Genomic DNA, 25,554 nt, shown 5'->3' with positions numbered 1-25,554 from the left:
TTATTTCGAACATGCATGACAAAGAGCAAAACGCGTTTTCCTCCTGGCAGATGAATTGCCCCGTTTCCATTCCCGCCAATGCAGACTGTGTGACGCTGGCCCATGGGGAAGGGGGGCGCCTTTCACGGAAATTGATTCAGGAACGAATTATTCATGCTCTGAGTAACGAAACTCTGCAGGCGATGAACGACGCCGCTCAACTCCCACGGGTGATGGGGTCTTTGGCGCTGACGACGGACAGCTTTGTGGTTTCCCCTTTGTTCTTTTCGGGAGGTGATATCGGCACGCTCGCCGTTTATGGAACAGTCAATGATTTAGCCGTCAGTGGTGCCAAGCCGCTCTGGCTCACACTTTCATTGATTATGGAAGAGGGGTTGCCGCTGGTGATTTTGGATCGTGTGTTGGAAAGTATTGCGAACGCGGCTCAACAGACGGGAGTTAAGATAGTGGCCGGTGATACCAAAGTGGTTCCCCGGGGAGCCGCGGACGGCTTGTTTATCAATACAGCGGGGGTCGGCGAGTTAATCGCGCCGATTCCGCCCGGTGCGGCAACGCTACAGGAAGGTGACGAATTGATTGTCAGTGGCACCATCGGTCGACACGGCATTGCGATTTTAGCCGTACGGGAAGAACTGGGGTTGGAGCCGCTGCCCTCCAGTGACTGTGGATCTTTGCTGCGACCTGTTGAATGCTTACGCGAATCAATGGGGCATCAGATTCGCTGTCTGCGTGATGCCACCCGCGGAGGGGTTGCCGCTGTGATGCAGGAATGGGCGGAAGCGAGTGGCATGACCCTGAGTATCGACGAACGCAGTCTTCCGATCGCGGCTGACGTGCGGGGGATTTCGGAACTATTGGGTCTGGACCCTTTGCATATTGCCAATGAAGGGACAATGGTGATCGCCGTTAAATCAGGGGCCGGCAGTGAAGCCGTGTCCCTGCTACAGTCGTTATCCGAAACGGCTGAAGCTCGAGTGATCGGGACGGTAAAACCCCGGGGCATTGCAGCCGTGACCATCAGGCGGACCCTTGGCGCAGAACAGCCTCTCGACGATCCACTCGGGAGTCCTTTGCCGCGAATCTGCTGAACCGTTTTTTTAGCAGGCTTTAACCGCGGTCAATATTAAATCTGAGATTCATGATCTGCGAGGTATCGCGTAATTGCCGTTCGTGATCACTCGTATGCACGATTTGACTGTAGTAGGTTTCCATCTCTTTCAGAATATCAGAGCGACTGACAATGCCCAGCAGTTCTCCGTTTTCTACGACCGGTAGATGATGGACGTTATGGCTCGTGAAAATAGAGACAATCGAAAATAGTTCCGTTTCAGGAGCGATACAGATTGGATGCGCGGTCATGATGGTTTTCGCACTTTGTGGCGGACTGGGGTTACCAAAAAACAGTTCATTGGAAACGGCCTTCAGACAATCGCCTTCCGAGATAAAGCCCAGGAGAAATTTCTTGTCATGCTTGATTTCAGCTACAGGTGCGTTCGAAAGTTTATGTTTCAGTAAGAAGCGAATGACCTCGGTGAGAGTCATGTCGGGCGTCACTACTTCTACGTAGTGTGTCATAAAATTCTTGGCATGCGGTGATTGTATAGGATCGTTCATGGGTTTGCGCTTTCTATGAGGAAGATGTTGGAATGAGTCACTTTTACGAATTCTATTTTATCCTGATTCGTTCAATTTGGAATCTTTCAAGGCTTCGAATCCCGTGACGACATCAAGTAATTCTTCTGTAATCGAAGTCTGTCGTTGTTGGTTAAAGTCTGATTGCAGATTTACGAGTCGTTCTTTGATATTGCGTTCAGCTGCCTGCATGGAGGCGATTCGGCTGGCATTTTCACCCGCCAGCGATTCCGCACAGGCGCGAAATAACGAGACGAACAGATATTGGCGAATCAGCCGCGAGAGGAGAACACTGCGATTCATCGTAAACAGGGGGAGCGTGCGTGAAGGCCAGTTTCGTTTTTGATGGCGGAAAAACCGTTCTGGATCAATCGGGAGTAGCTGCAGCGCATGCGGTTTATAGGTCGAGGCTGAAACACGCTGGTTGTAGAAAATAAAGATGCGTCCTAAACGTCGCTGGTGACGCCAATGATCAATGTTGGTCAGGATATCAGTGACCAGGGGGGCGATGCTTGTGGCGGAGCCCGGCAGAGTGAACTCGAAATCGATGTTAACACCCGTATCCTGTATTTTTCCCTGGATGCGGGAGCCGATCACCATCCAGGCGAATTGTTCCAATCTCAAATTGTCATCAGAAAAATATTCTGAAGCGTACAAAGCAATCTGCTCATTGAATTGCCCGCACATTCCCTGATCAGAGCCGAAAATAATGATGCCGGTAGTCCCATCCGTCTGTAACTCCGAGAGGCTGGTTTCCTGTTCCAGGTCCCAGAGCACCATTTTAAGCCCCTGTTCGACCGTTTCCGAGTAATCTTCCAGAGAGTCTACGGCCTGTTCATACTGTCGGATACTGACCGCTGCCAGAGTTTTCATCGTGCGTACGACGGACTGCAAATCTCGGGTGCTATCAATGCTCCGCTTTAAGGTTTCCAGGTCTTGCATTTCAGGGGCTGTCTTCAGGAGTTTTGTGATGAAATTTGTGAATGAGTTCTTTGGCAGTATTAATAATCGTTTGTTGATTTTCTTCAGTGAGTTTCTGGCCTTCCTGAATTGCCTCACTCAGGTCTGGAAAATCATTGATCAGGATTTTTTGCACGAATTCTTCTGTTTTTCGAATCTGAGATAAATCAGTCTCGTCAAATGCGCCTCCGGCCATTGCCAGTAACACGGTAATTTGTTCGGGAACAGAAAGCGTTTCATATTGGGGTTGTTTGAATATTTCACGAACCCGGCGACCTCGTTCGAGTGTGGCCAGCGTTTCTTCATCCAGTCGACTGCTAAACCGGGAAAATGCTTCCAGCTCTTCAAACTGGCTGTAAGAGAGTCGTAAGTCGCCAGCTACGGCGCGATAAGCGGGGAGCTGTGTTTTACCACCGACACGGGACACTGATCTACCGACATCCACTGCGGGCAAAATCCCTTTTTGAAAGAGATGAGGCGAAAGATAAATCTGACCATCGGTAATTGAGATCAGATTTGTCGGGATATAGGCAGACAGGTTTTGGGCTTCTGTTTCCGCGACAGGCAATGCTGTCAGAGAACCGCCACCCAAAGATTCTTTTAAATGTGTCGAACGTTCCAGCAGACGGGAATGCAGATAAAAAATGTCGCCGGGGAATGCTTCTCGTCCCGGAGGGCGTCTCAACAGCAGCGATAATTCGCGATACGAGCGCGCATGGGAAGTGAGATCATCGTAGACAACGAGTACATCTTTTCCCTGATCCATGAAATATTCACCCAGCGTTGTGGCTGCGTAAGGTGCGACAAACTGCAGGCCGGGAGGGGCATCGCTTTCAGCAACGACCACAGCCGTGTATTCGAGGGCTCCGTGTTGTCGTAAATCGTCGATTACCTTGGCGACTGCTGTATTGCGTTGGCCAATCGCGCAGTAAATGCAAATTACATCTTTATTATGTTGATTGATAATTGTATCAATGGCGACGGCGGTTTTTCCCGTTTGTCGATCTCCCAGAATCAGTTCTCGTTGACCACGACCGATGGGAATTAATGCATCAATGACTTTGATACCGGTTTGTAGAGGAACGGTCACCGGCGCACGGTCGGTAATCGAAGCGGGATCTCGTTCATAAGGTCTGCGCTCGGCTGCAGAAACCGGTCCATGACCATCAAGCGGCCGTCCCACCGGGTCGATGACGCGTCCGATTAATGATTCGCCGACGGGGACATCCAGCAGGCGATGGGTCCGCCGAACTTCATCGCCGGCAGTCAACTGCTCACTGTGGTCAAGCAGAACGACGCCGACTTCATCTACGTCCAGGTTTAATGCCAGGCCGAGAACGTGGTTGGGGAACTGCAACAGTTCTTCCGATTGGACATTGGGTAAGCCGCTGACGCGTGCATGGCTGCGACCGACGTACGTGACTTTGCCGATTTCGATCGGTCGTGGCTCGAAAATATGCTCTGCCAGTACACCATCAAATTTTTCAAAGGTGCGATCAAGGAGTGTTTTGATTTCGGGGGAAATCGACATGTCTTACTTTCAATATAGTACGTCAGCCTGTTTGAATACTCGTTCCTGATTACGATGTTGAGGGGACTTCTACTCCTGATTCCAACGTAATGACTTCATTAAGCGATTGAACAAACTCCTCTTCCAGTTCCTCAAGTGGTTCCTGGATATTCCAGGCAATTTTGTAGCCTCCGACATGAAAGTCAATTCCACAGATCAGTTCCGGTTTTTCCTGAAATTCGATGTCGACATCGGTGCTTAAAAAATCGTGCACGAATGCAGTGATCTTTTTACGGTCTGCTTGGCTCAGGGAAAACGCACTTTCCACCAGAATGTTATTTTGTGTCGATTCAAGCAGAGAGATGAATTGCTTTTTTTGTTGCTCATCAATTCCTTTGATCCGGTCAAGAAATACCTGAATCGTCTGTTGCTGCAAGTCGGTATTGGCGAGTTCTTTTAATACACATTGGCTCATGTGATGAATGTGACCCGCCATCCGTAGTCGGGCTTCGCGCAGAAATGACTCGCGTTCCCGATGTAATGCCCGATACCATTCGGTTTTTTCCTCATCCACTTCAGCGCGGGCGCGTGTCAGATGTTCTTCGCGCCAGTGTTGGATGTCTTTCCCCGCGTCGGCCAGCAGTTCATCTTTCGCATGGGTCAGTTGCTCTGTTTTCTCTTTGTAGGATGCTGCTTCAGATTCCGCCTGTTGTTGAAGCTTGACTGCGGTTTCATGTTCTGTCGCGATCTGTTTTTCCCGTTCCTGCATGGCATTGAGGATTGGCTTATACAGGAAGTGCGATAACAACCAGACCAGGACCAGGAAGTTGAGAATTTGAGCGGTAAAAGTAAACCAATCAATGGACATTGTTTAACCCTGTCTTCTATTTCAAACTGATTAACCGCCGTTTGCCTGCAGAAAGTAATTCCAGAACGGATTCGCGAAAATCAAAATCATGGAAATGACGAAACAGTAAATTGCCGTTGATTCCACCATTGCCAGACCGACAAACAGGGTACGTGTGATGGTGCTTGCTTCATCGGGTTGCTGGGCAATTGCACTCAGTGCCTGGGCCAGTGCCCGTCCTTCGCCCAGGGCAGGTGCCATTGAGCCAAGGGCAATGGTGATTCCTGCGGTAAAGATGGAGACGGCTGCTATAATCGTATTTGAATCCATAAAAATATCCTCTTTTAGTTACTCTTTGTGTTTACGGGTTCCGTGTGATCGTCCGGAACGTTTTCTTTAACGTGTTGATCGAGATTTGAATGCGTTGCTGATGCGATGTAGACCATCGCCAGGACAGAAAAGATGTAAGCCTGGATGATTCCGGTCAGTAATCCGAACGCCTGCATCAGTATCGGAACAAACAGTGGAACAAATCCCAGCAGAATCGCACCGATGACAGCGCCGCTCATCATATTTCCGTAAAGGCGAACTGCCAGAGCCAGGGTGCGTGAGAGTTCGCCGATGACATTAAAGGGCAGCATGAAAATGGACGGGCTGATATATTGCTTCATGTATCCCAGAAAACCCTGTTGAGCAATGCCGTAAATGGGAACAGCCACAAACACGCAGGTTGCCAGTGCGGCTGTTGTGGAAAGTGAACCGGTGGGAGGATGGTAGCCGGGGACGATCGCCATAATATTGGAAACAGCAATAAATAAGAACAGGGTCCCTATAAATGGGAGATAGGAGCCGGGGTTCTGCTGGCTGACTTCCTGAATCTGATCGCGCAGGCCGAGTACCAGCACCTCCAGCAGGTTCTGACCACGTGACAATTTCGTACTGGAAGAGAGCCGGCGTGTGATCAGCCAGGATACAAAAACCAGCAACGCCATGACAAGCCAGGTAAACAGAATCGTCCGGTTCAGGATGATGAATTCCCATTGCCAGAGCGGTTCATCAGGAGAAATATTCATGAAACGGTTTCTCCTGAAAATCTCGTGTTTTCCGGTCTCAATTGACGCGTGCAGGCATAACGGGCGATCATAAAGCCGAGCAGGCAGGCGACCATTCGTTGCCAGCGTCCAGTTTCAGAGAGCCAGATTCCAACAAACCAGAAGCCGGCCAGTGTGATCAGCGTTCTGCTGATCGCACTTATCAGAAATAAGAGCCAGGGGTGTCTGGCTTTGGGGAGTTGCTTAATTGTGAACCAGAGTCCGCCGAAAAAGAGGACTCCCAGAATTGTGCCCGCAATGAAGCTTACAATCAGCTGGATTGTCAAAAGTTGATTCATTATTCGATATTTCCTTCTTTGTGCAGCCATTTCCAGGCATTAAAGCAGCCTAAGCAAATTCCGCCGATCAGCAGCATCAGGCTCCATGAGTAACGGGAAGGCCAGCGTGAGTCGATCCACATCCCGATGATGGCTCCTACGACGGCGGGCACTGTGACCGACCAGCCAATCAGGCCGAACATCCCGAGCCCAAACCAGATCGTATGATGTTTTTCGCTTTTTGCTTTTAGTTTTCGCATTTCCTGAGCGGCAATCCGTTGTTCTATTTCCGTCTGATTATGCAGGTGTAGTTGATGCGGCTCAAAGTTTGCTTTGGTGGAATCACTGTTTTGTTCCGGGGAGGGCTCAGACATCGACGGTCGCTCCCTGTTGTACAAAGTGCCTGAGAATATCCGCTTCGAGTTTGGCAATCGCGGAACGAACGAGTCGCTCGCGCTCATGGAATTCTTCAAATTGTTCGGCAACTCTCTGGCGGAGTGTGCCCAGATCGTCCCCCTGAACGGCATAGATTGTGGAAACACGCACTTCTGATCCGGTTTTTGTAAGAATGCCCCCGCCTATTCCCAGATAATTTTCGCAGTTCTGTTCGTCCACAAAAGTCAAAATCCCTGGTAGCAGTGCCGATAAGAAGTCGACATGCTTTGGCTTTAAACAGAAGGAACCATTTTCCGCTTCTGCGATGATCTTCGTCACCGGCTGGTCGATTTTGATTTCGGTGGGTAATAGTACTTTCAGGTTCATTTGGCGTCGCTCTTTTTCACTTCCGCTATGGAACCAATCATATACAGGGCGCGTTCCGGGACATCGTGAAACTCGTCATTTAAGATTCGTTCGCAACCATCCAGGGTTTCTTCCAATGAGACAAACTTGCCTTCATAACCGGTAAATTGCTCGGTGCTGAAAAACGGTTGTGTCATAAACCGTTCCAGGCGGCGTGCCCGGTTCACCGTTCGTCGGTCTTCGCGGGAAAGCTCTTCCAGCCCCAGCATGGCGATGATGTCTTTGAGGTCTTCGTAATTCGCCAATGTTTCCCGTACTGCTTGCGCAACCTGATAGTGATGATCGCCTACAATCGGAGGCATCAGCATTTTGGAGCTGGAGTTCAATAAATCGATGGCGGGATAAAGCCCTTCTGAAGCCCGCTTGCGAGACAGAACTACGGATGTGGAAAGGTGGGCGAAAGTATGGACGGCAGATGGGTCAGTGAAATCATCGGCGGGGACGTATACAGCTTGCACCGAAGTGATCGATCCGTTTGTAGTCGTACAAATCCGCTCTTCCAGTTCTGCCAGATCGGAAGCCAGCGTGGGTTGATAGCCGACCCGTGAAGGAAGTTCTCCCATCAGCCCAGAGACTTCGGTTCCTGCCTGAATGAAGCGGAAAATATTGTCAATCAGCAGCAGCACATCCTGTCGTTGCTCGTCACGAAAGTATTCTGCCATTGTCAGCGCGGCATGCCCCACCCGGTAACGGGCGCCCGGCGGTTCGTTCATCTGGCCGAAGACCATGACAGTGTTTTCGAGGACGCCTGCCTCTTTCATTTCACGATATAATTCTTCGGCTTCCCGGCAGCGTTCGCCAATACCGCAGAATAGACTGACTCCTTTGTGCGCCCCGACCACATTGTGGATCAGCTCGGTGATTAACACCGTTTTTCCGACGCCGGCTCCTCCAAACAGTCCTGCTTTACCGCCTCGTTCCAGTGGGGAAAGCAGGTCAATGGCTTTGATGCCGGTTTTGAAAATATCAGAGCGAGGCGGGCGTTCAACTAATGCCGGCGAATCATGGTGGATCGAGCGCCAATTGGTGCTGGCAATTGGTTCTCCGACATCAATGGTCTGCCCGAACACATTTAACATCCGGCCCAGAAGTTCTTGTCCCACGGGAACTTTGAGCGGATGGCCGGTATTGCTGACTTTTGAACCGCGTGATAACCCGCGTGTGGATGTTAAAGCAATGCCGCGTATGGTGTGATTATTTAACTGGGTGAGGACTTCAATCACGATCTCCTGATCATTACCGGCATGCAACTCGCTTTGGACTGGTGGCAAATGATGGGGGAAATGGGCATCAATGACACTACCTCGAACCGAGAGAATCGTTCCCTGGTTGAGATCATTGGTCAGGATTTTCTGCTGCATAGAGAAACGCATCCTTCCTGTGCTAAACAGGTCTCCCGTTGACTCATAACTTCATGTTATCAAATTGGCAGCCGTCTGACTACTAGCCTATAGCTGTGAAAATGAAGGATATATTAGCAGAACGCAAGCGATTGAAAATGAATTATGGTTGTTTTCGTACGATTTTGTAATGCCAACGAGAGGGGACAATTCAACTAATGGTTTTCCCCATGGGAGTACCGGGAATTGCCTCTATTGAAGTCCCACATATTCTTGGTACTAATGAGACTGGCGAATTATAGGTACGAGAAAGCGGCAAGAAAATTTGATCGGCGTTCTCAGGTTAGATATAATCAGGGGCCTGATCTCTGGATCAGAGTGGTGGGGTTTAAAGGCGTTGAGCCGCTTTTAATCTGGAAAGACCGAGCACTGATGGCGCACATTCATAATTAGAAAGCAAGGAGTAGCACTGTGACGACGAAGGAGCCTCTGGTTTTATGGTTCGAGCAAATCAGCATCGGAGATGTCCCTGCGGTAGGAGGTAAAAATGCCTCACTGGGGGAAATGTATTGCAATTTGAATTCCAAGGGGATCTCTGTACCCAATGGATTTGCCACGACGGCGGCTGCCTACCGTCTGTTTATGTCGGAAACCGGCCTGGATCAACAGATCCGGGACATACTCCAGGATTTGGATACCTCGGACATTTCTAATCTTCAGGAGCATGGTTTAAAAGTCAGACATGCGATTCTCGCTGCTGAAATTCCGGAATCCATCCTAGAGGAAATTGTACAGGCGTATCGAAGACTGAGCGACAATCGGACCGGAGGCATTGATGTTGCTGTGCGGAGTAGTGCGACCGCCGAAGATTTGCCCGATGCGAGTTTTGCCGGGCAGCAGGAGTCTTATCTGAATGTGCAGGGAGAAGCCAACTTACTGGATACCTGTCGTCGCTGCTTTGCGTCCCTGTTTACGGATCGTGCGATTTCGTATCGCACGGAAAAAGGCTTTGATCATTTTGACATTGCACTTTCGATCGGAATTCAGCGGATGGTCCGTTCCGATCTGGCTTCGTCCGGGGTCATGTTTTCTATTGATACCGAAACCGGGTTTCGGGATGCGGTTTTAATCAACGCGGCCTATGGATTAGGGGAAAATGTCGTTCAGGGAAGTGTGAACCCGGATGAATATTATGTATTCAAGCCGACGCTCAAAACTGGCTATAAACCGATTCTGAAGAAGTCATTGGGATCGAAGGAATTCAAACTGATCTATGACACCGGGGGCGGGAAAATGACCCGTAATGTGCCCGTTGATGTCGCCGATCGAAAGCAGTACGCACTCAGCGAAGAAGATATTCTGACATTGGGACGCTGGGCCTGTTTGATTGAAGATCATTATTCCAATGTGCAGGGACACTTCTGCCCGATGGATATGGAATGGGCCAAAGATGGTGTCACAGGTGAATTATTTATCGTCCAAGCCCGTCCTGAAACCATTCATTCAAATAAAGAGATCAAACGGTTAAAGACTTATCATCTCAATCAGCGCGGAAAAGTACTATCTACCGGGCATAGTGTGGGGGAACGAATCGGTCATGGCATCGCACGTGTGGTTCAAAGTGCGAAACATTTAGATGAAGTTCAGCCCGGTGATGTGCTGATCACTGACAAGACCGATCCGGACTGGGAACCGATTATGAAAAAAGCGGCTGCAATTGTTACCAATCGCGGTGGTCGTACCTGTCATGCAGCGATTGTCAGCCGGGAACTGGGACTTCCGGCGATTGTCGGAGCGGAAGATGCCACGACCGCGATTGCCTCCGGAACGATGGTGACCGTCTCCTGTGCCGAGGGGGATACCGGTTTTGTGTATGAGGGGCAGCTTGATTATAACGTCGATGAAGTCGATCTCACTGAATTGCCGCACCCCAAAACCAGCGTGATGATGATTGTGGGGAATCCCAATGAGGCCTTTCGGCTTTCGATGCTTCCCAGCAACGGCGTCGGGTTGGCCCGGATGGAATTCATCATCAATTCGTTCATTCGGATTCACCCGATGGCACTTCTGGAATACGATCAGTTGAAAGACCAGTCTTTGAAAGAAGAAATCGATCGTCTAACTCCCTCTTATACAAATAAGCCTGAGTTTTTTATCGATACGTTGGCGCAGGGAGTGTCGATGATTGCGGGGGCCTTTTATCCGCGTGATGTGATTGTGCGGATGAGTGATTTCAAAACGAATGAATATGCCAATTTGATTGGCGGACAGCTTTACGAGCCGAAAGAAGAGAATCCGATGATCGGCTTTCGAGGGGCTTCCCGGTACTATCACCCGCACTACCGTGATGCCTTTGGTCTTGAGTGTCAGGCGATGCGCAAGGTGCGCGAAACGATGGGGCTGAAGAATATGAAACTGATGATCCCCTTCTGTCGCACGGTAGAAGAAGGGAAAAAGGTTTTAGAAGAGATGGCCAAACATGGCTTGCACCGTGGAGAAGACGGCCTTGAAATCTACATCATGTGTGAAATTCCGAGTAATGTGATTCAGGCCGAGGCATTTGCGGAAATCTTTGATGGTTTTTCGATTGGTTCCAATGATCTGACGCAATTGACGTTGGGCGTTGACCGGGATTCTGAAGTCGTGGCGCACATCTTTGATGAGCGCGATCCTGCCGTAATGGATTCGCTTGCAGCGGCGATTCATCGCGTTAAAGGGGCGGGGAGAAAAATCGGGATTTGCGGTCAGGCTCCCAGCGACTATCCTGAAATCGCGGAATTTCTGGTGAAGCAGGGGATTGACAGTATCTCACTCAACCCCGATGCCGTTCTGAAAACGGTCACACGTATAGCTGAGGTCGAAGCTGAGTTAGGCGCTAAAGTCAGCGTGTCATAAACATTTAGCAAACAGAAAGATCGAAAATAATAAAACGAACCGGAAAAGGAGTAAATGATGAACAAAAATACGAATTCTCACGAGCATTTGCAGTATCTGTTGGATGAGCATGAGCAAATCCTGACGCACATGAAAGAGTTAAATGACTGGTGGACCGAGCTCGATGAACGTGGATTGCCCAAATTCGGTGAGATGGGAACCCGAGTGGAGCGATTTCGCGAGTTGCTGGCCAAGCACTTCGAAGATGAAGAGCAGGAAGGCTATTTCAAGCCGGTGTTAGATGAAACTCCCGGATTCTGTATTATGGTCCCTGATTTCAAAGAGAAACATACCGCGATCTTATGTCAGATTGATGATTTTATCTCGCGTCTCAAGCACCCGGAACCACCATTTGAAAACTGGAACGCCGCGTTACAGGAATTTGAAACGTTACTCGCCGATCTCCGGGAACACGAAAATCATGAGATCCAATTGGTCCAGGAGGCATTTGACAAGTCCTCTGCAGAATAGTACCTGACAACCGATCGAGAATGTCTTTGGGGTTACGGTTCTGGTATCAATTCAAAAATGTGGGAGCATAAGACCTGATGAAAGCCATGATACTGAATCAGCGTGCTGACATCAGTCGTTCGCCTTTATCGCTGGTCGATGTTCCTGCACCTGAGCCGGGGCCGAATGAAATATTGATTCGCGTGCATTGTTGTGCGATATGCCGGACTGATTTGCATGTGATCGAGGGAGATTTGCCAGAAACCAAGTCTCCCATCATCCCGGGACATCAGGTCGTAGGGACTATCATAAAAATGGGGACGGCTTGCAAGCGTTTCCAGCATGGTACTCGAGTTGGCATTGCCTGGTTGCGTAGTACTTGTGGTGTTTGCGAGTTTTGCCAATCCGGACGCGAGAATTTATGTGAGCAGTCTCACTTCACCGGGTATCATGCAGATGGAGGCTATGCCGAGTTGGCGGTGGTGCATGAAGATTATGCGTATGCAATTCCGGACGTCTTCAGTGATACCGAGGCAACTCCCTTGCTCTGTGCGGGCATTATTGGTTATCGCGCCTTAAAACGAAGTGAATTGAAGCCGGGAGAACGGCTGGGGATTTATGGATTCGGTTCTAGCGCGCATGTCGTGATTCAAATTGCTCTGCATCGAGGCTGTGATGTTTTTGTCGTCACACGTGGGGAAAAGCATCGTAAACTGGCACGGGAAATGGGAGCCGTCTGGGTGGGAGAACGTGCCGATCAGATGCCCGTGAAAGTTCACTCGGCAATTATTTTCGCACCCGCGGGCGAACTTGTCCCTGCCGCTTTAAAACAACTCGAAAAAGGGGGCACGCTGGCACTGGCGGGAATTTATATGTCCGACATTCCTCAGTTGAACTACGAGGAAACGCTGTTTTATGAACGCAGTCTGCGATCCGTCACCGCGAATACCAGAGCCGATGGTCAAGAACTGTTTCTGGAAGCTGCCGAAATCCCGATCCGTCCTCACATCACTACCTATTCATTACAAGACGCGAATCGGGCCTTGATCGATTTGAAAAACGATCAAATTAATGGGACCGGCGTGCTGGTAATGGAATCTTGATCACGCGGCATACAGCACTTTAAGACTGTTTTACTGTGTACAAGCCTGTGTCGCCGTGTCAAACTCTAGACTGAGTTTTGTTTTTTGATGTCAGTCAGTGTTTGTGGTGGGAGTGATTTTCTGTGAATGCGAGTCGCTTTTTGTCTTTCAGAATATTGGTTTTGTCTTTTATCTTTTTATTGTGCTGGTTACCCGTACCAGCCGCTACGGCACAGCAGAAACAACGTCCCAATGTGTTGTTTATCGCCATTGATGATTTACGAACAGAACTGGGATGTTACGGCGTGTCTTATGTGCAGAGCCCCTCTCTGGATCGACTGGCATCACAGGGAGTTCTGTTTACAAATCACTTTGTCCAGGTTCCGACGTGCGGAGCATCCCGTTATGCCTTGTTGACCGGGCGTAGTCCAAATCATTCAGGAGTCACCCGCAGTAATCAGGCTTTCTATCGCGGGAAATCAGCACTCTCTGCCAAGCAAACTGCCGGAGCGCAGACACTGCCAGAACTGTTTCGCCGCAGTGGTTATCATACAACGTGTATTGGAAAAATCTCGCATACGGCTGATGGGCGCGTGTTTGAATATAACGGAAAGGGAGATGGCCGTGATGAATTGCCTCATGCCTGGGATGAACTGGCGACTCCCTTTGGATCGTGGAAACGGGGCTGGGGTATCTTTTTTGCCTATGCGAATGGGCGCAGCCGCGAAGATGGCTCTGGTATACGAGATCTAATGGAATTCACTGTCGAACAGGATGAAGATCTGCCCGATGGATTGCTGGCTCAACAGGCGATTCAGAAGCTAGGTAAATTCAAACAACAGAAGCAACCTTTCTTCATGGGGCTTGGTTTTTCCAAACCGCACCTGCCGTTCGTGGCTCCTAAACAAGATTGGGAAGCGATGTCGCGTGTGACGATTCCCCCGCCGCCTCATCCTGAGAAAATCAATTCTCCCTACTGGCATAAAAGTGGTGAATTTTACAGTTACAATATGCAATTCGAAAAAACGCGTCCCTTAGATCAAGCCGCCCAAATCAAGACACGACGGGCTTATCTGGCGTGTGTGCGTTATGTGGATCGGCAGGTCGGAAAAGTGCTTACTGCGCTGGATGAACTGGGTCTCAGTGAGAATACGATTGTTGTTGTCTGGGGAGACCATGGCTGGTTTCTGGGAGATACGGCACTCTGGGCCAAGCATGCACCATTTGAACGCGCTTTAAAAAGTACGCTGATAATCCGAGCGCCGGGAGTTTCGCAGACAGGTTTGAAATCTACTGCACTGGTGGAGACGGTTGATCTTTATCCTACCCTCGTCGATCTTTGTCAGCCTAAATTTCAAAGGACAGAGCATACATTGGACGGCATCAGTTTGAAACCAATTTTGGATGGAAGCAAGACCGATGTGCGCGAAGCGGCGTTGAGTTATTGGAACAAGGCGATCAGTGTGCGTACGAAAACACATCGTCTGATAGCCACCACCGGCAAAAAACAGCCGGTGAATCTAGAACTTTATGATATATCAGAGACGCCTGACCCGGTGGAGAATCTTGCAGACAAACAAACGGAAAAGGTTCAGGAATTATTAGAGTATCTTCCAACTCGAAAAAAAGTTGACTGATTTCACGCGTTTCAAAACAAATGTGTTTTCATCCAGGTCAGATACTCTGATGCATAATCATTCAGGTTTTCCAGACTGCCGCCACCACGAATGGGTGAGCACATTTCATAGGTTGCGGTGCCTTTGAATCCGCCTTCTTTAAAGCCGTGGAAGAAAGCAGAGTAATCGATGAATCCGGTACCAAATTTGACAGCACGAACCATATCAGGCTGCTGCCGCTGATAATTGATCACATCAGGCTGATAGTTGAAACGGGGGAGTCTGATGTAGTCCGCATTGGTAGTGATGGCGGTGTAAGGCGCCATTTTTCGGGCTGCTTCGAACAGGTTTTCTTCGCGCAGGGCAGGGGACCAGGCATCAAAACCGAGCTTGCAGTTCGGGCGGTCGATATCGTGCAGCAGTTCTAACAAAGCATCCGAGTGGACGCCAACGTCGTGGTGATTCTGGACCGCGATTGTAACATCATAAACGGCAGCACGGTCACAACATTCCTGGAGTGCTGACACGACCCGACACCAGAGTGCGTGTGGTGTCTGTTGCGGGGAGTCATAAGCGGTAAAGATGCGAACGGTTGACGCGCCCAGTTGCTGTGCTAACTGTGCCAGCTGCTCGACGTACTGGATTTGTAATTCCAGAAAGGGAACTTCAGCGGCTCCCGTACCTGAAAAGTCAGTGTAGCCTCCGATGATCGAACATTTGATTTGATGTTCATTGAGCGCTTGTTGGATCGAGGCGACCTTCTCAGGAGTCACATCCAACGGAGACAGGTGAGGCCGTTTGCCCATTAACATCACCGAATCATAACCCAGTTGGGAAGACTGGGCGATGAATTCGACGAGATTCAATGTAGATTGTCCCCAGAACCCAGCATAACTTACAGAAAAGAGGCAAAGCTTCATGTTCGGGCTCCAGCGGTCAAACGGTGAATTCACAGTACTCGTTAACAGACGATTATCCTAATTCCTTCCCGATGGCCGCGGCAACTTTGCGGCAGGTTTCCATCGTATTTGCGAAAACCTCTGGTGTCAGTGACTGGGCTCCATCGCTCATTGCGCGAGAGGGATCAGGGTGAACTTCGAGGATTAAACCATCACAGCCGGCAGCAATCGCGGCGGCACACATGGGAGGCACCAAGCTGGCGATTCCGGTTCCATGACTGGGGTCAATCACGACAGGTAAGTGTGTTCGCTCATGCAGGTAAGGGACCGTTGCCAGAGGCAAGGTGAAGCGAGTATGTGTTTCAAATGTTCTAATTCCCCGTTCACAAAGCATGACCTGCTGATTGCCCTGGTCGAGAATGTATTCCGCGGCGAGCAGGAATTCTTCGATGGAGGCAGAGGGGCCTCGTTTGAGTAGGACAGGAGTCCGCGTTTCGCCGACGGCTTGCAACAGGTGATAGTTCTGCATGTTGCGAGCACCAATTTGTAGTACATCCGCATATTGACAAAGCATATCAACGTGTTCGGGAGTCATGACTTCGGTGACAATTGCGAGCCCTGTTTCTTCACGTGCCAATGCCAGCAACTTTAAGCCTTCTTCTTTCATACCCTGGAATGAGTAAGGGCTGGTTCTCGGTTTGAAAGCACCACCTCGTAACCCCGTCGCGCCAGCTGCTTTCACCTGACGGGCAACCTGCAGGATTTGCTCTTCACTTTCCACGGAGCAGGGGCCTGCAATCACTCCCACATGGGAACCACCAATTTTAAGATCGCGGGTCTGGACAACCGTGGGGTCCGGTTTGGTTTCTTTACTAGCGACTTTGTACGAAGCGACAATGGGGACGATTTTTTCCACTTCGTCGCACGATTCAAGCTCTGCCTGATGGCCGTCTCGTTTAACACCAGCGGCTGCAATCACAGTCCGTTCTTCGCCAACGATGACATGTGCTTTCAACCCCATTTCTTCCACACGCTTCACCATTGCCTGAACCATTTCCGCGGTGGCATTAGGCTTCATTACTACTATCATGGCTTTGACTCGTTTCTATTTTAGACTCAGGGTACAAAAAAAGCCCTGTAACCAGGCAGGTTACAGGGCCAATCGAATTCGGGGTTTGTTCATCTATTGTGAACAATGTATGCTCGATCGGTCTGATAACCTGTTCCGGTAAACCAATAGCTAAAAAAGTGCCAGGCTGAGAAATAAGTCAGCCGCACAAAATTAAAGCTAAAAGTACCAAACCGATGTGTCACGGAGAAACTCCAAAACAATAAAAATACTAATTCAACGAAATTTCTTTCGAAATGACTTCAAACTAGATCATACTCCTGTGCAGGGAATTAAGTCAACTGATATTCCTTCAAGTTTCTTCTCATGTCGGAAGTGATCAGGAGGATGACTCATTTGGATTCCGTTTTTTAAGCTTGGAAAAGCTGATCGACGCTTTCTGATTGAAGGAGGAAAGATCTGCTTTTACTTTGGCTGGTGGCTTGGGGATTGTCTGTTTCTGAGAATGCGTTCCAAACAGGCTCCGGTACATGGCTGTGTTAAAGTGTTCCGGTAGATGATCCGGGTGCATTTCCGGATGCTGACCACTACGCTCGATTCGAATTCGCTGGAGGGATTTCATCGTGGCGGAATCGTTAAAACATTCTGACGGGTAGCAGGCGATAATTGCTGCTAGCATTTTTTCCCAATGATCGTCGGTTTTGCTGGAGAGGCCCGCGGGGAACGAGATACGCAGGCCGGCGGTGATCAGATCCCATGTTTGTACTGGATGAGGTGCATTTAGATTAGAGATCTGGTCTTCCCCAAAATCTCTGGAACGGGCCGCATCGTGAGCGAATTCTTCCAAGCCAAATTGGAAGACCAATTGTCCTAAAAACAAGTCAGTCCAGCGTTCGATTGAACGTCTGATACGGTTAAGGCTTTTTAAAGTCTCCAGGCTCATCTGTTTTTCAGACACGAGAATTGTCAGCGCTAACTTTTTGACATCGAGAAATGACAAAAAGAGACTCCGGGAAATGGGTTCAGCCTGGCATTGATTGCGTCTTTTATCAGCGGCGGTAAACACCGCGGTAACGACACGAACCAGCATTTCTTCAGCGAAGAAGTCTTTGAGGATCACTTCCAGCTCTTTTTCGGAGAGAGAAGAATCCCCAGTTTCATTGGCAATTGGCTCCAGAGCTTTACGGCGTTGTTTCAGGTGTTCCTGTCCATGAAACCAGAAATCGTAAAGTGCTGTGGGAGAGAAGGGTTTCGTTCCTTCTGCCAGAGAAAGACTTTGCGATGCAATCAGTGCAGCGACTTCTGCGGTTAATTGTGAATTCAAGATAAACCCGTTTTGCCCAGAGTAAAGAAAAAGAGGGCTTGAAACCACGCACTATTCCAAACCCTTCTGTCTCTTGATAAATGCAAAACCGATACCGGTTGTTTCCTGAATTGATGAGTTTTCGTCTAAATATAATTGGGTTAACAGGTTATGGATTCACAAAAGTGAGGACCAGCATTCAGAGTGGTGAGATTGTCCATCAGTCTGTTGAGATTAATCAACATGTTGATCTTTTACTTCGGTGCTGTTTTAGCGACTTCCTGCTGAGTCAGTTTGCGCAGTCGGATATTTTTTAAAGCAGCTGTCGTGGCAAAGGATGTGATTCCAAAAGGACGGGAAAGTTCTACTTCGTGTCGAATGGAAATTTTTCGATCTTTTAAATTTTGATCGACGATCTGTTTGTCATCCAGCCAGGCCTGAATTTTATGATCCGTTACCTGAAGCCGGATTTTATACCACTGCTTCTTCTTAAAAGTTTGAAATGTCGTGGTACTGTTTTGAGAGGCGTCATCTCCATCGATACTGGAAATTCCACACAGACTGCCGCCCCAGCCGCCCAAGATGAAGGAACAGGGGGCTTTTTTAACCGGAAATGTCAGGCCACAGAAGAAGTCTGTGCCATCGACACGCATCGCTTCCAGCTCAACTTCATAGTTAGATTTAGGCAGATTTTTGACTTTCGTCAATGTGACGCCTGTCAGATCGACGCCCATTTCCAACATCAGGTTTCCATCCTTGACATGGACTTCACCTTCTCCACCGAATTCAGGGACCTTCCAGCCTTCGAGATTTTTGCCATTGAACAGTGATACCCATGGCGTTGCGCTCTTCTTTTTAGAGGAGTCCGCTTTGGCTGATTTCTTGTCGGGGGCTTGTTCTTTTTTCTTTTCAGCAGAAACTGGCACTGCCTGAGTTACAAACAGAGCCAGAACGAACAGCAGACAGATTTTATGAGAACGGTATCGGGACTGTGAACAGGGGAGAGGGGCGGTTTTATTCATGGCAGGACCTGGCACTCTGTAAAAAGTTATCTGTAAAGAGTTTAGCTACAGTAATATTAGAAATAAATGGTCTTAGGTCTGAAAGAGAAAAAAGTCACTTTCTTTGGATTATAACGAATTCAGCGGGGAATCAGAAGTAGTGGGGGATTTCCCGATTGGTGAACGAAAAATCCAAGCTCCCCAACCACGTTTTTTGAGCTAAGTTTTAATAACTACTACAAAATTCAATTTGATTTTCGATTCATCTTAATTTGGGCCTGTATGTTAGAAAGCGCAGGAGACCGTTGTCTTACCTTATCGCATCAATCATTGAAGTATTTACGAATAATGTGGCGCATGGCGTGTCCAGCTTAAGTGTTGTGGCGATCGCTTGTGTGTGTCTCCTGCAATATGCAGTTTACTCTTTGAAAATGTCTGCAGTTCGTAAAGAAAATGAGGAATTCCAACGTAATATTTCTGCCGTTGAAGAAGAATTAAATGACGTTCAATCTGATCGTGCCATGACATTGATCGAGAATCATATTCTGCGCGAGTTTGTGACTCAGTCTGAATTTGACCAGACGATTGAATTATTGCTAAAACGGTATGTTCCTTCTTTACGTGAAGGATTTGGGCTTTATCTCAATCAGATTGATGGGGAATTCAAATTAAGAGAAGCACGCGGTATTACTAAAAATACCAAAGCCGTCTACGATGTTGATCGGGAAATACTACATCAATTATGCAGTGAAAATGTTCTGATATTGCGCGGAAAGAAACTGCGTGAATCCCAAATATACGCCTGCTTTCACGAACAGGATCGAGCACGAGTTCAAAAGCTTTGCCTGATGGCTGTGTATGATAAAGAAGATGTTTCCGGCATCTTTATCACGACCGACCTGTATCCCAAAGGCGTGGATGAAAAACAGCAGATCAAACTGGCAAAACGATTGCTGATCTGTATCTCGCGGAACATCGTGAAGAATCAGGATTTTGAATCTCACCGTTATGAATTACGGGTGACAAGAGAGCAACTCGAATTACGATCTTTAGCCGATCAGCAATATAAAACTCCCGTCAAAATGCTTGAGGAATTTTTAGACCGGCTCCGCCAACTGACAAATTCCAGCAGAGCTGGTTTATTTCTGTCGACACCCGGTGAAGAAACGGGCTGTAAAGCCATAGTGCAATGTGGGATTACACTACAGGCTGGTGTGAAAGCCCGCTGGAGAGAACATGAGATTAATCTGGTCCGAATCGGCTTAAATTCGGGGGAGAATACTTCACTGGCAGGCGATCAACTGGAAAAGCATGGCATTCGTTCGTTAATCGGGGCTGCGTTGATTTCTCCCCTGGTTACGAACCGAAAACGAATTGGCGCCATTTGCCTGACCAGTCAGGAAAGTCAGCCTTACGATGAGCGCTCACTGCGTCTGATCTCCTGGGCTTCTCAGTTTCTATCGAATACACTACTCAAAGTGCTTAGTCATGCCACGATTGAACGGCAGGCCAAACAGGATGGTTTAACAGGTTTGGTGAATCGTCGTTCGTTTGATGAATTGATTGAGGATGAATTTAACCGCGCACATAGTATGCAGATGTCGTGTTCGTTGATTCTGATTGACCTCGATCACTTCAAATCAGTAAACGATACTTATGGCCATCAGGCAGGAGATGAAGTTCTCAGACGGGTAGCCCATATTCTGCGAGAACGGATCAAAGAGATACGTTCTTCGGACAGTGTCATTGCTGCCCGCTATGGTGGAGAAGAATTAGCGATTCTGCTGCCTGATATCGGCTTGGCAGGTACTGAACGAATTGCCGAAGTGATTCGTCATTCGATTGAATCTTCAACGATTGAATTCAATGACACCGTCATTCCAGTGACAGCCAGTCTGGGCATTTCAACCTATGCACCCCATGTCATGGAGAGTGTAGAAGCGATGGTAGCCGCTGCAGACAGTGCTCTCTATCAGGCAAAAGCAGAAGGAAGAAATCGGGTTTGCAGCCTGACATCCTCTCCTGTTTGACAGATTCGCTAAAACTGACGCTTTTAGACTTGTTTACGGACTGTTTCTCGTAAACAATGCATCGCTGTCGGTTGCTGAGTTTGATTCATCTTGTAGTTCAGACATTCATTGTGATTCTCACAACGTTGCCTTTTACTACCCCCGTCTTTTTTCGATTATACTATGTCCGATCCCATTTCTCATGAGCCTGGTTCCGTGCCTCCCCGAGGTCGAGTCATCGCAGTCATGCCGGCTTACAACGCAGCCAGCACGCTGGAACGAACAGTTTCTGATATTCCGGAAGGATCGGTTGATGAAATAGTGCTGGTCGATGACTGCAGTAGCGACAATACCGTTGAGGTTGCAAAGCGTCTGGGATTAACCGTGATTCAACATGAACAGAATACCGGTTATGGTGGAAATCAGAAGACGTGTTACCGCTATGCATTAGAGGCTGGCGCTGACTATGTGGTGATGATTCACCCGGATTATCAGTATGACAGCCGTGTTGTGCCGGTGGCGATTGAACTGATTCGATTGGGAATTTGTGATGTCATCCTGGGGTCGCGAATTCGAACCAGGGCAGAAACGCTGGAAGGCGGGATGCCGTTTTACAAGTATGTTGCCAATCGTGGTCTCACCATTATGGAGAATATCGCACTCGGGCAGAATCTCGGCGATTTTCACAGTGGCTTTCGCGCTTACCGACGAGAAGTTCTGGAAAAGATTCCCTTCGAGAAAAACTCGGATGACTTTGTGTTCGACAGTCAGTTTCTTGCACAGGCAGTGCGATTTGGATTTAAACTGAGCGATATCCCTGTGCCCGTTCGCTATTTTGAAGAAGCCTCCAGCATCAATTTCAGACGTAGTTCCCGTTATGGATTACTGACACTGGGAGTACTTGTGCAATTTTGGGCAAATCGACTTGGGATCTGGAAGTCAGATATCTTTTCCGACAACCGACAGCATCTGGTCGATTGAAGCCGTCCTGCATGCGGGCAAGGCTGTTACTTTTTCTTCGCACTTTGACTCAGGTCATATTCTTTCCAGAATTCCGCAGCTGCTTTCACATTCTCAAAGTTCGTTCCAATTCCCTGAATGGATTGATTCTCACGAATGATATCCATGCCTTTTGTGATTTTGGATGGCGTGAAGATCAGCCGTTGTAACGGCATTCCTTTGAGCGGGGTCAGATCAGTGACCTCTGAGTTTGCCAGATTCAACCTGAGAAACTGCATGCCTTTCAGCGGGGAGATATCGGCTACTTTCGTATCTTGAATATCAAGACTTTCGAGCAGCATTCCTTTGAGCGGAGTGATATCGGTGATTTCCGTTTTCGGAATCCACAATGTTTTTAAAGGGAGTGTATTGATCAGGTTTAAGTCTTTGACCTTTGTATCAAATAGATTGAGCTGATTGAGGGGCATTCCTTCCAGGGGGGAGATGTCTGAAATCGGAGTATGTTCCAATCGGAGAATCTGGATCGGCATTCCTTTTAGAGGACGTAGATCGCTGACATAGGTTCCTTCCAGATAAAGTTCCTGCAGCTTCATTCCTTTTAAAGGACTTAAATCAGCGACCGGACAATTGGTCAGGTCAAGATACTGCAGTTTCAATCCCTCAAGCGCAGAAATATTTTCTACTTTCGTGTTGAACAGATTGACCGAAATAATTTCCCCTTTTACTTTCCCGAACTCAGCATTGTTCTGGTAATCCGGATTATCTTTTTTCAGTCGTTCATGAACGTCCTCTTCGGACAGGATCGCTGGACCGGCCGGCGCTGTGAGAATAGGGGGATCCTCTTTAATCGGCTCTGGTTGGGTGGCTGTTTGAGATGAGTCCTGATTGCATCCTGCCAGAGACAATAAAGTTGTCAGAAAACAGGCTGCTAACATGGGGGAAAGAGAATTGTTGTATTTCATATTCAGCAGCGCTTTCGGTGTCCAGAGTGATAAGGACGCTAGTGTTGTTTCAATAGACAAGGGAGAGACTCTGTTCGTCGAACAACAGACCAAAGCCAGGTCGGTCCGATAATTCGATTGTCCCCTGTTTCACTTCAGGCTGTCCTGAGACCCATGTCATCCAGGGGCGACCTGTTTCAGCAAGCGGATCAGGATCAAGGGCTGCAATCGCATGCAGGGCCCAGATTTCACATCCTCGATGAGGACAAACTCGTAATCCTGCCTCGTTAGCCATTGTGTAGATTTTAATGAGTTCCGTCAAACCACCACACCAGCAGACATCTGGTTGTAATACCAAATGCAGCTGTTCCTCAATTAACTGACTGAAGGCGGCCGATGTAAATTCGTGTTCTCCCCCCGCAATCGGAACGGCAGATTGTTCCTTGAGCAGTCGATACCCGGCTAAATCGTCAGGTGAGAGCGGTTCTTCAATCCACTCGATTCGAGAGGATGCGATTTGTTGCGAGATGGCGATTGTCGACTCGACATCCCACTTCATCCAGGCATCAACCATTAACAGTGGATCGGGGCCAATGGAAGAACGCGCCTCCTCTACAGAAGAGATCATTAACTCCCGTTGATCCGGGGCAGCTACTTTACCCAGGTGTAGTTTATACCCGGCATGGTCCGTAGTTGACTGTAAATCCTGGGGATCCCAGACAGTCCGATAGGTGGGTATTTTTGCTCCGGGTATTCCGCCCAAGAGGGAGACAATCGGCTGTTGTTCGTGTTTTCCTCGCAGGTCCCATAGTGCCAGATCGACGCCGCTGATGGCCATGATCGCAATTCCTTTGCGGCCGAAAGCCAGTGTGGCCTGATACATTTCGTCCCAGAGATGGGAAATCTCATCTGGATTTCTACCAAGCAACAAGTCGCGGAGAACGGTTTTGACAACATGCATGCCGGCAAGTCCGCCACCACCAACACCGTAGCCTGTGATTCCTGAATCGGTATCAATGGCGACCAGTATTTGCCCCAAGCTGGTACGCCAGTCAGCAGGTGAATTTTCTCCGACCGGTTGTATTGCGCGAACGTCTGTAATTTTCATGCAGTTAGTTTACATGAACTATTGGAAAAATGCAGTGATCACCTTTCAATTCTGATAAGAGAAAATAGTGATTTCTGCACATGAATCATGACAAACGCACTGTTGTCAGATAAGAGAGAATACGAGATTTCAAGCGAAAGGTTTAATTTCCTTCAGCAACTTGCTGATTTTTAGGTTTCGCCTGAACGGGGGCCACGCGGAAGTTTTTAGGAAGATTTTTTTTCAACCAGTCATCCATTGATTTGGTGACGTCGGGGGCAATGGGGGGAGTTACTCCCGTTTGAAGGACCGTGTTTACTGGCTTGATGATTTGTTTGTAGGCATCATTCACGACTGTCTGATTGACTGGTTTTTGAGTTAAACCATTATTCATGCCAGCCGCCTCTGGTTTAAAAGCCAGATACACGTTCCAGAAACAACGCTTCCAGAAGCGGGCTTTGTTATTTCCGTTATAGGCTTTGATCATGTTCCGAGTCAGGTCAACGATCGAATATGTGATCAGTTTGATATCCGAATTGGCCTTAAGAGGGAGTTTCCCTAAATTGTATGCAGCGGCAGTTCTGACGCGCCAGGTTCGCTTTGGATCTTTCATCACTTTCAGTAAGGCATCAACAACAACAGGACGTCGGGCCAGGTTATCTGTGATCCCCATGGATCCCAGTGTGTCTACCAAGCTACGCTGATACCAGGAATGTTCATTTAATGAGCGATCCAAAGCGGGTATGATGGCCTCGACGATTGAAACACGGCGAGAATTTGAAGCCTCGCTCATTTCTCCAATCCGAGCGAGGCCGTTGGCTGCTGTAATTTTTAACTCTGTAGGTTGATTGGGAGAAGCGATAACTTTGAGGAGCGGAGCATAAGCAGGTGTAAACGCGACCCGCTCGATCTTCTTCCGCCGATCTTCATCACGAAGATCAAGACTTGATAACAGAACTACCGCACTGAAACGTACAAGTCGATGATTATCAAATAAGTCTTCGGCGCGTTTGGTCAGTTCTTCAAGATAAAGTTCTCTGGCCTGAAAATTGCCTGAAACACGACCGGAAAATCGAATGTCGCGTATAATATTTGCTCGGAGTTTTTTGAGGTCTGTCTTATTTTCCGGGTTTCGGGGATCCTGCTTTAATGTCATCAAATACAGGTTATAGCGAGCCCCTTCGGCAATCAGTTTTTTGTCTGCCGCGGAACTGATCTTGCCTCCTCGCAGCAATTCCTCAAAATTTATCAGTTTTGTTTTACGAAACCGTTCAGCCTCTTCTGGAGTCATTAACTCCTTGATCTGTTCCAGGGCCGGATCTTGCATTTGTGGTTTTGGTTGTGCTGCAGCCGGTTTTGCATTTGCCGGGTTCGCATTTGGCTGAGCAGGTTGTTGGCTTAGAAGCACCGAACTGCTTGAGAGTAACAGACCGGTTGCTAATAGAGGAATCGCCGTTATTCTGGCGGCCATTATTCCAATTTGCAAAAAGGCCTGATACGAGCATCTAGATTGTCGCACGGAAAGTTCCTTCATTCAACGTTCTGCTCGAACCCCGGTGATTAAATAAACTTATGGGGCATTCTAAACTACAATAGGGAGCTTTACATTCAAGGAAAATATTACACAAATAAGGCAAATAACTCTATGGCAGCCGAATAGAATTCCTGTGATTAAATGTCGGCCGTAATAATGGTTCCGAACGAAGCGGAATGAAGAGATGATTTACTATAAATAATACGATAA

The 25,554-nt window shown here is 48.3% G+C and carries 24 protein-coding genes; 7 read left to right on the top strand and 17 right to left on the bottom strand.

What is annotated here, in order from left to right:
* Positions 1-50 precede the first annotated feature (50 nt).
* Entirely contained in the window at positions 51-1,088 is a 1,038-nt protein-coding gene (hypE, locus tag Pan241w_RS18750; protein WP_145223439.1) for a hydrogenase expression/formation protein HypE, read from the top strand.
* A 19-nt stretch (positions 1,089-1,107) separates the two neighbouring features.
* Here the strand turns inward: hypE and Pan241w_RS18745 are convergent, their stop codons facing one another.
* The 10 genes from Pan241w_RS18745 to atpD are packed head-to-tail and all read right to left on the bottom strand — an operon-like array spanning position 1,108 to position 8,480.
* Entirely contained in the window at positions 1,108-1,614 is a 507-nt protein-coding gene (locus Pan241w_RS18745; protein WP_145218784.1) for a CBS domain-containing protein, read from the bottom strand.
* Positions 1,615-1,671: 57 nt separating this feature from the next.
* A complete protein-coding gene (locus Pan241w_RS18740) occupies positions 1,672-2,574 on the bottom strand; it encodes a F0F1 ATP synthase subunit gamma (RefSeq protein WP_145218782.1) in 903 nt (300 codons plus the stop codon).
* A 1-nt stretch (position 2,575) separates the two neighbouring features.
* Positions 2,576-4,123 (bottom strand): alternate F1F0 ATPase, F1 subunit alpha, encoded by a 1,548-nt coding sequence (locus tag Pan241w_RS18735; RefSeq protein WP_145218780.1) that lies wholly within the window; start codon positions 4,121-4,123, stop codon positions 2,576-2,578.
* A gap of 49 nt (positions 4,124-4,172) precedes the next feature.
* Positions 4,173-4,970: a F0F1 ATP synthase subunit delta gene (locus tag Pan241w_RS18730; RefSeq protein ID WP_145218778.1), complete on the bottom strand. Its 798-nt coding sequence runs from the start codon at positions 4,968-4,970 to the stop codon at positions 4,173-4,175.
* Positions 4,971-5,000: 30 nt separating this feature from the next.
* On the bottom strand, positions 5,001-5,279 hold the full coding sequence (locus Pan241w_RS18725; RefSeq protein WP_145218776.1) for a F0F1 ATP synthase subunit C: 279 nt from the start codon (positions 5,277-5,279) through the stop codon (positions 5,001-5,003).
* A 14-nt stretch (positions 5,280-5,293) separates the two neighbouring features.
* Complete coding sequence (locus Pan241w_RS18720; protein WP_145218774.1) at positions 5,294-6,022, bottom strand: F0F1 ATP synthase subunit A; 729 nt, start codon at positions 6,020-6,022, stop codon at positions 5,294-5,296.
* Positions 6,019-6,339 (bottom strand): ATP synthase subunit I, encoded by a 321-nt coding sequence (locus Pan241w_RS18715; protein WP_198000015.1) that lies wholly within the window; start codon positions 6,337-6,339, stop codon positions 6,019-6,021. Before Pan241w_RS18715 ends, Pan241w_RS18720 begins: the two co-directional genes overlap by 4 nt.
* Positions 6,339-6,692: an AtpZ/AtpI family protein gene (locus Pan241w_RS18710; protein WP_145218770.1), complete on the bottom strand. Its 354-nt coding sequence runs from the start codon at positions 6,690-6,692 to the stop codon at positions 6,339-6,341. The genes Pan241w_RS18715 and Pan241w_RS18710 overlap by 1 nt, the downstream gene beginning before the upstream one ends.
* Positions 6,685-7,080: a F0F1 ATP synthase subunit epsilon gene (locus Pan241w_RS18705; protein ID WP_145218768.1), complete on the bottom strand. Its 396-nt coding sequence runs from the start codon at positions 7,078-7,080 to the stop codon at positions 6,685-6,687. Before Pan241w_RS18705 ends, Pan241w_RS18710 begins: the two co-directional genes overlap by 8 nt.
* Positions 7,077-8,480 carry a F0F1 ATP synthase subunit beta gene (gene atpD / locus Pan241w_RS18700; RefSeq protein WP_145218766.1) on the bottom strand — a complete coding sequence of 468 codons (1,404 nt, stop codon included), beginning with the start codon at positions 8,478-8,480 and terminating at the stop codon, positions 7,077-7,079. Before atpD ends, Pan241w_RS18705 begins: the two co-directional genes overlap by 4 nt.
* Before the next feature lie 450 nt (positions 8,481-8,930).
* Between atpD and ppsA the strand changes: the two genes are divergently transcribed.
* From ppsA to Pan241w_RS18680, 4 genes are all read left to right on the top strand, one after another.
* Entirely contained in the window at positions 8,931-11,354 is a 2,424-nt protein-coding gene (gene ppsA, locus Pan241w_RS18695; protein WP_145218764.1) for a phosphoenolpyruvate synthase, read from the top strand.
* A 54-nt stretch (positions 11,355-11,408) separates the two neighbouring features.
* On the top strand, positions 11,409-11,864 hold the full coding sequence (locus Pan241w_RS18690) for a hemerythrin domain-containing protein (protein WP_145218763.1): 456 nt from the start codon (positions 11,409-11,411) through the stop codon (positions 11,862-11,864).
* A 77-nt stretch (positions 11,865-11,941) separates the two neighbouring features.
* Positions 11,942-12,946 (top strand): zinc-dependent alcohol dehydrogenase family protein, encoded by a 1,005-nt coding sequence (locus Pan241w_RS18685; RefSeq protein ID WP_145218761.1) that lies wholly within the window; start codon positions 11,942-11,944, stop codon positions 12,944-12,946.
* Positions 12,947-13,107: 161 nt separating this feature from the next.
* Positions 13,108-14,562, top strand: a complete 1,455-nt coding sequence (locus tag Pan241w_RS18680; protein ID WP_232107193.1) for a sulfatase — start codon at positions 13,108-13,110, stop codon at positions 14,560-14,562.
* An 11-nt stretch (positions 14,563-14,573) separates the two neighbouring features.
* Here Pan241w_RS18680 and Pan241w_RS18675 read toward each other — a convergent pair whose 3' ends face one another.
* From Pan241w_RS18675 to Pan241w_RS18660, 4 genes are all read right to left on the bottom strand, one after another.
* Positions 14,574-15,461: a sugar phosphate isomerase/epimerase family protein gene (locus Pan241w_RS18675; protein ID WP_145218759.1), complete on the bottom strand. Its 888-nt coding sequence runs from the start codon at positions 15,459-15,461 to the stop codon at positions 14,574-14,576.
* A 52-nt stretch (positions 15,462-15,513) separates the two neighbouring features.
* Positions 15,514-16,530: a 3-deoxy-7-phosphoheptulonate synthase gene (gene aroF / locus Pan241w_RS18670; RefSeq protein WP_145218757.1), complete on the bottom strand. Its 1,017-nt coding sequence runs from the start codon at positions 16,528-16,530 to the stop codon at positions 15,514-15,516.
* A 358-nt stretch (positions 16,531-16,888) separates the two neighbouring features.
* Positions 16,889-17,833 carry a hypothetical protein gene (locus Pan241w_RS18665; RefSeq protein WP_145218755.1) on the bottom strand — a complete coding sequence of 315 codons (945 nt, stop codon included), beginning with the start codon at positions 17,831-17,833 and terminating at the stop codon, positions 16,889-16,891.
* Between the two features lie 233 nt (positions 17,834-18,066).
* The gene (locus tag Pan241w_RS18660; protein ID WP_145218753.1) at positions 18,067-18,834 is read right to left on the bottom strand and encodes a 3-keto-disaccharide hydrolase; all 768 of its coding nucleotides are present in this window, start codon (positions 18,832-18,834) and stop codon (positions 18,067-18,069) included.
* A 284-nt stretch (positions 18,835-19,118) separates the two neighbouring features.
* On the opposite strand from Pan241w_RS18660, the gene Pan241w_RS18655 reads away from it, so the two are divergent.
* Positions 19,119-20,843, top strand: a complete 1,725-nt coding sequence (locus tag Pan241w_RS18655; protein WP_145218752.1) for a GGDEF domain-containing protein — start codon at positions 19,119-19,121, stop codon at positions 20,841-20,843.
* A 162-nt stretch (positions 20,844-21,005) separates the two neighbouring features.
* Positions 21,006-21,803 carry a glycosyltransferase family 2 protein gene (locus Pan241w_RS18650; protein WP_232107192.1) on the top strand — a complete coding sequence of 266 codons (798 nt, stop codon included), beginning with the start codon at positions 21,006-21,008 and terminating at the stop codon, positions 21,801-21,803.
* Between the two features lie 26 nt (positions 21,804-21,829).
* Here the strand turns inward: Pan241w_RS18650 and Pan241w_RS18645 are convergent, their stop codons facing one another.
* The 3 genes from Pan241w_RS18645 to Pan241w_RS18635 all read right to left on the bottom strand — a co-directional run bounded on the left by Pan241w_RS18645 (position 21,830) and on the right by Pan241w_RS18635 (position 25,329).
* On the bottom strand, positions 21,830-22,804 hold the full coding sequence (locus tag Pan241w_RS18645) for a leucine-rich repeat domain-containing protein (protein ID WP_145218750.1): 975 nt from the start codon (positions 22,802-22,804) through the stop codon (positions 21,830-21,832).
* Entirely contained in the window at positions 22,794-23,831 is a 1,038-nt protein-coding gene (locus Pan241w_RS18640) for a mandelate racemase/muconate lactonizing enzyme family protein (RefSeq protein WP_145218748.1), read from the bottom strand. Before Pan241w_RS18640 ends, Pan241w_RS18645 begins: the two co-directional genes overlap by 11 nt.
* A 142-nt stretch (positions 23,832-23,973) precedes the next feature.
* Entirely contained in the window at positions 23,974-25,329 is a 1,356-nt protein-coding gene (locus Pan241w_RS18635; protein ID WP_145218746.1) for a HEAT repeat domain-containing protein, read from the bottom strand.
* Positions 25,330-25,554 lie beyond the last annotated feature (225 nt).

It is taken from the genome of Gimesia alba, assembly GCF_007744675.1.
In the GTDB taxonomy this organism is placed as follows: Bacteria; Planctomycetota; Planctomycetia; order Planctomycetales; family Planctomycetaceae; genus Gimesia; species Gimesia alba.
The sequence above is the reverse complement of the archived record's forward strand: the minus strand, read 5'-3'. Positions and strand labels throughout refer to the sequence as shown.

What these genes read in the sequence shown, in the direction of transcription:
- Pan241w_RS18730 (WP_145218778.1), bottom strand. Translation starts at nt 4,970, where the DNA reads ATGTCCATTGATTGGTTTACTTTTACCGCTCAAATTCTCAACTTCCTG.
- atpD (WP_145218766.1), bottom strand. Translation starts at nt 8,480, where the DNA reads ATGCAGCAGAAAATCCTGACCAATGATCTCAACCAGGGAACGATTCTC.
- Pan241w_RS18740 (WP_145218782.1), bottom strand. Translation starts at nt 2,574, where the DNA reads ATGCAAGACCTGGAAACCTTAAAGCGGAGCATTGATAGCACCCGAGAT.
- Pan241w_RS18715 (WP_198000015.1), bottom strand. Translation starts at nt 6,339, where the DNA reads ATGAATCAACTTTTGACAATCCAGCTGATTGTAAGCTTCATTGCGGGC.
- Pan241w_RS18650 (WP_232107192.1), top strand. Translation starts at nt 21,006, where the DNA reads ATGTCCGATCCCATTTCTCATGAGCCTGGTTCCGTGCCTCCCCGAGGT.
- Pan241w_RS18675 (WP_145218759.1), bottom strand. Translation starts at nt 15,461, where the DNA reads ATGAAGCTTTGCCTCTTTTCTGTAAGTTATGCTGGGTTCTGGGGACAA.
- Pan241w_RS18690 (WP_145218763.1), top strand. Translation starts at nt 11,409, where the DNA reads ATGATGAACAAAAATACGAATTCTCACGAGCATTTGCAGTATCTGTTG.
- Pan241w_RS18725 (WP_145218776.1), bottom strand. Translation starts at nt 5,279, where the DNA reads ATGGATTCAAATACGATTATAGCAGCCGTCTCCATCTTTACCGCAGGA.
- Pan241w_RS18705 (WP_145218768.1), bottom strand. Translation starts at nt 7,080, where the DNA reads ATGAACCTGAAAGTACTATTACCCACCGAAATCAAAATCGACCAGCCG.
- Pan241w_RS18735 (WP_145218780.1), bottom strand. Translation starts at nt 4,123, where the DNA reads ATGTCGATTTCCCCCGAAATCAAAACACTCCTTGATCGCACCTTTGAA.
- Pan241w_RS18745 (WP_145218784.1), bottom strand. Translation starts at nt 1,614, where the DNA reads ATGAACGATCCTATACAATCACCGCATGCCAAGAATTTTATGACACAC.
- Pan241w_RS18720 (WP_145218774.1), bottom strand. Translation starts at nt 6,022, where the DNA reads ATGAATATTTCTCCTGATGAACCGCTCTGGCAATGGGAATTCATCATC.
- Pan241w_RS18685 (WP_145218761.1), top strand. Translation starts at nt 11,942, where the DNA reads ATGAAAGCCATGATACTGAATCAGCGTGCTGACATCAGTCGTTCGCCT.
- Pan241w_RS18640 (WP_145218748.1), bottom strand. Translation starts at nt 23,831, where the DNA reads ATGAAAATTACAGACGTTCGCGCAATACAACCGGTCGGAGAAAATTCA.
- Pan241w_RS18660 (WP_145218753.1), bottom strand. Translation starts at nt 18,834, where the DNA reads ATGAATAAAACCGCCCCTCTCCCCTGTTCACAGTCCCGATACCGTTCT.
- Pan241w_RS18710 (WP_145218770.1), bottom strand. Translation starts at nt 6,692, where the DNA reads ATGTCTGAGCCCTCCCCGGAACAAAACAGTGATTCCACCAAAGCAAAC.
- aroF (WP_145218757.1), bottom strand. Translation starts at nt 16,530, where the DNA reads ATGATAGTAGTAATGAAGCCTAATGCCACCGCGGAAATGGTTCAGGCA.
- hypE (WP_145223439.1), top strand. Translation starts at nt 51, where the DNA reads ATGAATTGCCCCGTTTCCATTCCCGCCAATGCAGACTGTGTGACGCTG.